We start from the raw sequence: 4,775 nt of genomic DNA on the forward strand, positions 1-4,775 counted from the left end.
AGGAAGTGACCCTCTTCGCCGCCGGTCCCTCCCGAACCTTGGCCCGCCAGGTGATAAGCCTGGAAGAGGCTCCTACCTCGCACATGGGGGAAACCCTCTTCGACGCTTACCACGTGGGGCAGGCCTACAGGATCATCTCCTCCGGGCCCTACGACCTGGTACACGATCATTCCGGGTTCCTGGGCCCGGCCTTCGCCGGGCTCATCTCCCAGCCCGTGGTTCACACGCTGCACGGGCCTTTCACCGAGGATACGCGCCTCTTCTACCGGGCTTTCCGGGAGGACTGCTATTACGTGGCCATAAGCCGGAGGCAGCGCGACTGTTGCCCGGAGTTGAACTATCTCGGCGTAGTGCCCAACGCCGTGGATGTGGATGAACACCGCTTCGCCGGGGAGAAGGAGGACTACCTGGTCTGCGTAAGCCGCATCTGCGAGGCCAAGGGGACGGAACACGCCGTCCGCCTGGCCCGGAAGGCGGGAAGGCGCATCCTTCTGGCGGGGAAGATCGACCCCGGGCGGGACAGGGAATATTTCGAGCGGCGAGTTCGTCCCCTGCTGGACGGGGAAAACGCCGTGTATCTCGGGGAGGTCTCACAGGAGGAGAAGGTGCGCCTCATCTCACGGGCGGCCGCCTTCCTGTTCCCCATACAGTGGGAGGAACCCTTCGGGCTGGTGATGGCCGAGTCCTTGGCCTGCGGGACGCCGGTCCTGGCCACGCGCTGGGGGGCGGCACCGGAGGTCGTGGAGCACGGGGTGACCGGGTTCCTGGCCGACACGCCGGACGGACTTCTGCCTTTCCTGGACCGTATAGAAGAGATCGATCCTCTGACCTGCCGCAGGGTGGCGGAGGAGAGGTTCAGCCCCCGGGCCATGGCCGAGGGCTATATGGAAATATATGCCAAGGCACTGGATATGCATCGCAAGCGCCTGCGTCCCGTGCATGCCCGACCCGCCTGAAAGACGGCATTCCGGCGCCATGAACACTCTCCTTGCCAGCGGCGGCTGCGCGGATATACATTGAAACCCGTGACCCGGCGCGTGGCAAACCGGAGCCTGTTTGCAAGGAGAGGAATCGGGAATGCATTACGACGTGGCGGTGGTGGGGGCAGGCCCCGCCGGCTGCATGGCCGCCAGGGAACTCGCCTCGAGAGGGTTCAAGGTACTCCTCCTGGACAAGGAGGGGTTGCCCCGGGAGAAGGCCTGTATGGGTCTTCTCTCCCCGGAGGGCAGGCGGTTGTTGGAGGAGGGCTTCGGCCCGCTCCCCGCGGAGTGCCTGCTGGAGCCGGCGGAGGCCCTGGGGGTGAAGGTCTTGAGCGAGGGAGGAGGTGAATACCTCCTTCCTTTTTCCGGGGAAGGGCTATGGGTGAGACGCGCCTCTCTCGACGCTTTCCTGGCCAGGTCGGGTGGAGCCGAGGTGTGGGACGGATGCCGGGTGACGGAGGTGACCGCGGGGAGGTTCTACGCCCGGGTGCGTTTTCTCCGCGGGGAGGAGGAGGGGGAGGCGGAGGCCACCTACCTTGTGGGGGCGGACGGCGCGGAGAGCCTGGTCTCCAAGACGGTCCGTCCCGAGCTCTACCGGTTGCACACCCTACCCGCCCTGGAGAGGACCGTGCTGGTCCTCTCGGAAGGTGAGGCGGACTGGGACCCCCGGTGGCTGGGATTGGCGGTTCTGGCGCGCGGCGAGAGGCTGGGAAGGTTCTTCGTGCGCGCCGGGACGGTGGGCATGGCGATTAGCTGGGGGCAGGAGCGCCACTGGCAGGGTGAGCTGGAGGCCCTGCGGGAGTTCCTCTCCCGCCGCATAGGCCTGGCGTTGAGGGGGGAATCCGTGCGTATGGTCTCCGTTTCCAACCGCATGGCAAGGAGCGGCAGGTTCAACCTCGGAGCGGGGAGCGCACTCCTTGCCGGTGAGGCGGCCGGATTTCTCGACCCCTGGGGTTTCGGTATACGCCTGGCCCTGGAAAGCGGGAAGCTGGCCGGGGAGTGTATCGCCGAGAGTGCCGGGGAAAACGTCACCCCTCACCTGCACTACCTGCGGCGAGCTCAGCCTATGCTGGAGATGTGGGCGGCAGGGGGGAGGAAGCGGTCCGCCGGGAGGGTGGGGGAGCTGGACTTGAGCCCCTGGGCGGGCGAGAAGGGACGCACGGCGCGGCGCGACCTTCGTTCTCTGCGGCGGCGCTTGAGCCGTTGAGGCCGGAAGCGCGCACGACATGCTCAGGAGGAGGTCAGGGGCCGGTTGACGTCTATCTCCATGACCTCCCCCGTGGTGGAGCGCAGGGCGAAGACGATTCCCTTGGTATTATATTCCAGAATTATCGCTTGCTCGCCCTGGTGGAGGCCGTTGGTCTGCCTCTCGGGCGTCCCGAACTCCTTGATCACCTCCACCTGGGCTGAACCGATGCCCACACCCTTGGGGGTCCTTCCGGCGTACGGATGGCGGAGGCAGATGGAGACCACGGTGTCGAAGTCGTCCAGCCCCTTGCCCTTGTCGCGGTCTTCCAGGTAGACGGTAAGCTTCCAGGTCCCGTACCCACCGGTGTAAGTGGCGTATACCAGCCCCTCCGTGGTGTGCCCGCTGGAGTCCGGCGGTCCGTACAACTCCCGCACGGAGCGGAAGTCGCTCCCTATGCCGATGCCCGCGGCGGAGTGGCCCGGAAGGATGGGGTCCGCCCGGTGGGACCCGAAGATCCCCTCCCCCCTCATCCCCTCCCCTGGCATTTCCTCCACCGGGCGCAATCCCCCGTAGGCGGTCACTATGACGGTGACCACGCCCTCGGAGGGGCTTATGAGGAACTCCACGCCGCGGTCGGCATAGGAGTAGAGGAGCAACTCGCCGTAATCGGTGGTGGATGTGGAGACGTTCGGGCAGGGGCCGAATTCTTCCTCCACCTCCCCGGCGGTGCTGCCTATCCCCACCCCGCCGGAGGTCCTTCCCGCGTATGGTGAGGAGACCTCCACCGCGCCCACCTCGTCCTCCGGGTCGCGGGAACCGTTGCCCTGGTCGTAGAGGGTGACCACCAGGATCCAGGAAGCGGGGTCGTCGATCTTCCCCTCCTGGCGTGTGCGGCCATAATAGGCGTAGAGGTAGCCGCCGTCCCGCCGGTGTTCTTCCGGTTCCCCGTGGACCTCGAGGACGGCGGAGAAGGCGCTCCCGATCTCGATGTCCGCAGCCGAGTAGCCGGGAACGATGGGATCCCTTTCCCAGGAGTGCAGGCCCTTCCCGCCGTTGCCGCACGCGGAGAGGGCGAGCGAGAGCATGGCCGCCATGGCTGCCGTCGCGATCTTCCGGAGACCGGCTCTCTGGCCCAATCGCTTCCAAAAGGACATGACCGCTTCTCCCCTCCCCTCAACCCATCCGCCTCTGCCCGGAGTAGGAGACCGGCAAGCCCAGGTGCCTGGCCAGGGCTTCCGCGACCAGGAAGGCCCGGGTCCGGTTCTCCGCCGGGGAGCTGGACATCTCTGACCGGAAGACCCTCCGTTTCCTCCCTCCGCGCCAGCGCAGGTAGACGCGGGCGGAATAGGCGATGCTCCCTCCGGAGCGCTTTTCGTCCCCTTCCGTGGGCGCTCCGCTCGACTCCAGGACCACTATCTCCTCCAGCTCCTCGCGGGGGTGCTTGCGACGAAGGGGGAGGAAGAAGCGGTAGCGTTCCCATACCACGGCTTTCTCTTCCGGGATGATGACCAGATAGGTGGGAGAGGAGAAGACGGCCAGGATGCTGTAGAAGAGGAGGGCCACCGCGCTTATCCCCGTCGCCATGCGGGAGACCCCCGCCGTGGCCAGGATGGCGCAGATCACCGCGGCGTAGAAGACCATGGCGTGGAGAGCCTCCCAGGGACCTCCACGTATCTCGAACTCCAGGCTTTTGCCTTCACTTCCCGGGCCGGCCGCCATCCTCTCTCCTTTCACGTCGTTCGCCCTCGTGAGCGATTATAAACCATGCCGGCTCGGGGAACGGACCTGGCTACTCCTCGATGACCTTGTAGACCACGTCGTGCTCGCGGGCATGCTCCAAGACCTTGATCCCGACGACGTCTCCGGGGCCCGCCCGTTCTACCGGGCGGTGTTCGATCTGCATGGACTCCACCTTCTGGGTCCAGTCGGAGGTGTGCCCCTTGACGTGTATGGTGTCCCCGACCTTGAGTTCGTCCTCGAGCTCGATGGCTGCCACACCCACCTTGCCGAAGTAATGGGTTACCCTTCCCACCTGTTTTTCCATCCCTCGCCCCCCTTTCTTTATGTCCCGTCCCTGTCCCGCAGCGGGCTGGGACAGCACAGCGCCGGCCCGCGTTCGGATATCCTGCGCCCCTGGATAATTTCTCCGCCTGCACCCTTCATCCCTGTAGGCTCCGGGACACGCTCGATCAGGCGTCACTTCAGCCGCGCGTGTCCCGGCGTCGACGGAGGTGGCCTTTAACCTACCGGCTTCCAAGTCGGTTGTTCCCCTTTACGGATCGGGATAAACCGCCTCTGTCATGCGAGGAGTTGCGCGTGCGGCGCGAACTGGTGTTCTGCACCGGTTGGGGAGAAGGGTGGAACGTCCGGGTAGGTGTCTCGGGACGTGGTCGAGAACCGTCAGTTGCCATCGCACGGATGGCGCTTATCTCGAAAAGAGGCGGCAGTATGGGAATATCTGGGATATTGTCACCTTGTCCTTTCGAAGCCCGGCAGGGTGCAATCCGCCTGGGACCGTTATATAATATCCCTGTTCCGTCCGGAGCGAGGAGGGCAGATGACCGCGGATGAAGATCCCCGAAAGGCGGTACTCCGTCGTCTTCGCC

General features: G+C 65.5%; 6 protein-coding genes. 2 read left to right on the forward strand and 4 right to left on the reverse strand.

Going from position 1 to position 4,775, the window contains the following annotated elements; all coding sequences use genetic code 11:
* Both H7007_RS11640 and H7007_RS11645 read left to right on the forward strand, forming a co-directional pair.
* The coding region (locus H7007_RS11640; protein WP_287155466.1) for a glycosyltransferase family 4 protein at positions 1 to 956 on the forward strand (956 nt) is incomplete at its 5' end.
* 121 nt (positions 957 to 1,077) lie between these two features.
* Complete coding sequence (locus tag H7007_RS11645; protein ID WP_287155467.1) at positions 1,078 to 2,187, forward strand: FAD-dependent oxidoreductase; 1,110 nt, start codon at positions 1,078 to 1,080, stop codon at positions 2,185 to 2,187.
* A gap of 23 nt (positions 2,188 to 2,210) precedes the next feature.
* On the opposite strand, the gene H7007_RS11650 is transcribed toward H7007_RS11645, so the two are convergent.
* The 4 genes from H7007_RS11650 to H7007_RS11665 all read right to left on the reverse strand — a co-directional run.
* Positions 2,211 to 3,323, reverse strand: coding sequence for a hypothetical protein (locus tag H7007_RS11650; protein WP_287155468.1), 1,113 nt, complete (start codon positions 3,321 to 3,323; stop codon positions 2,211 to 2,213).
* 19 nt (positions 3,324 to 3,342) lie between these two features.
* Positions 3,343 to 3,888: a hypothetical protein gene (locus tag H7007_RS11655; RefSeq protein ID WP_287155470.1), complete on the reverse strand. Its 546-nt coding sequence runs from the start codon at positions 3,886 to 3,888 to the stop codon at positions 3,343 to 3,345.
* 70 nt (positions 3,889 to 3,958) lie between these two features.
* Positions 3,959 to 4,213 carry a hypothetical protein gene (locus tag H7007_RS11660; RefSeq protein ID WP_287155471.1) on the reverse strand — a complete coding sequence of 85 codons (255 nt, stop codon included), beginning with the start codon at positions 4,211 to 4,213 and terminating at the stop codon, positions 3,959 to 3,961.
* Between the two features lie 381 nt (positions 4,214 to 4,594).
* Positions 4,595 to 4,775: hypothetical protein (locus tag H7007_RS11665; RefSeq protein WP_287155472.1), on the reverse strand; the 181-nt coding region annotated here is incomplete at its 5' end.

Origin of the sequence: Candidatus Solincola tengchongensis, assembly GCF_015711935.1 — a bacterium.
In the GTDB taxonomy this organism is placed as follows: domain Bacteria; phylum Actinomycetota; class Geothermincolia; order Geothermincolales; family RBG-13-55-18; genus Solincola_A; species Solincola_A tengchongensis.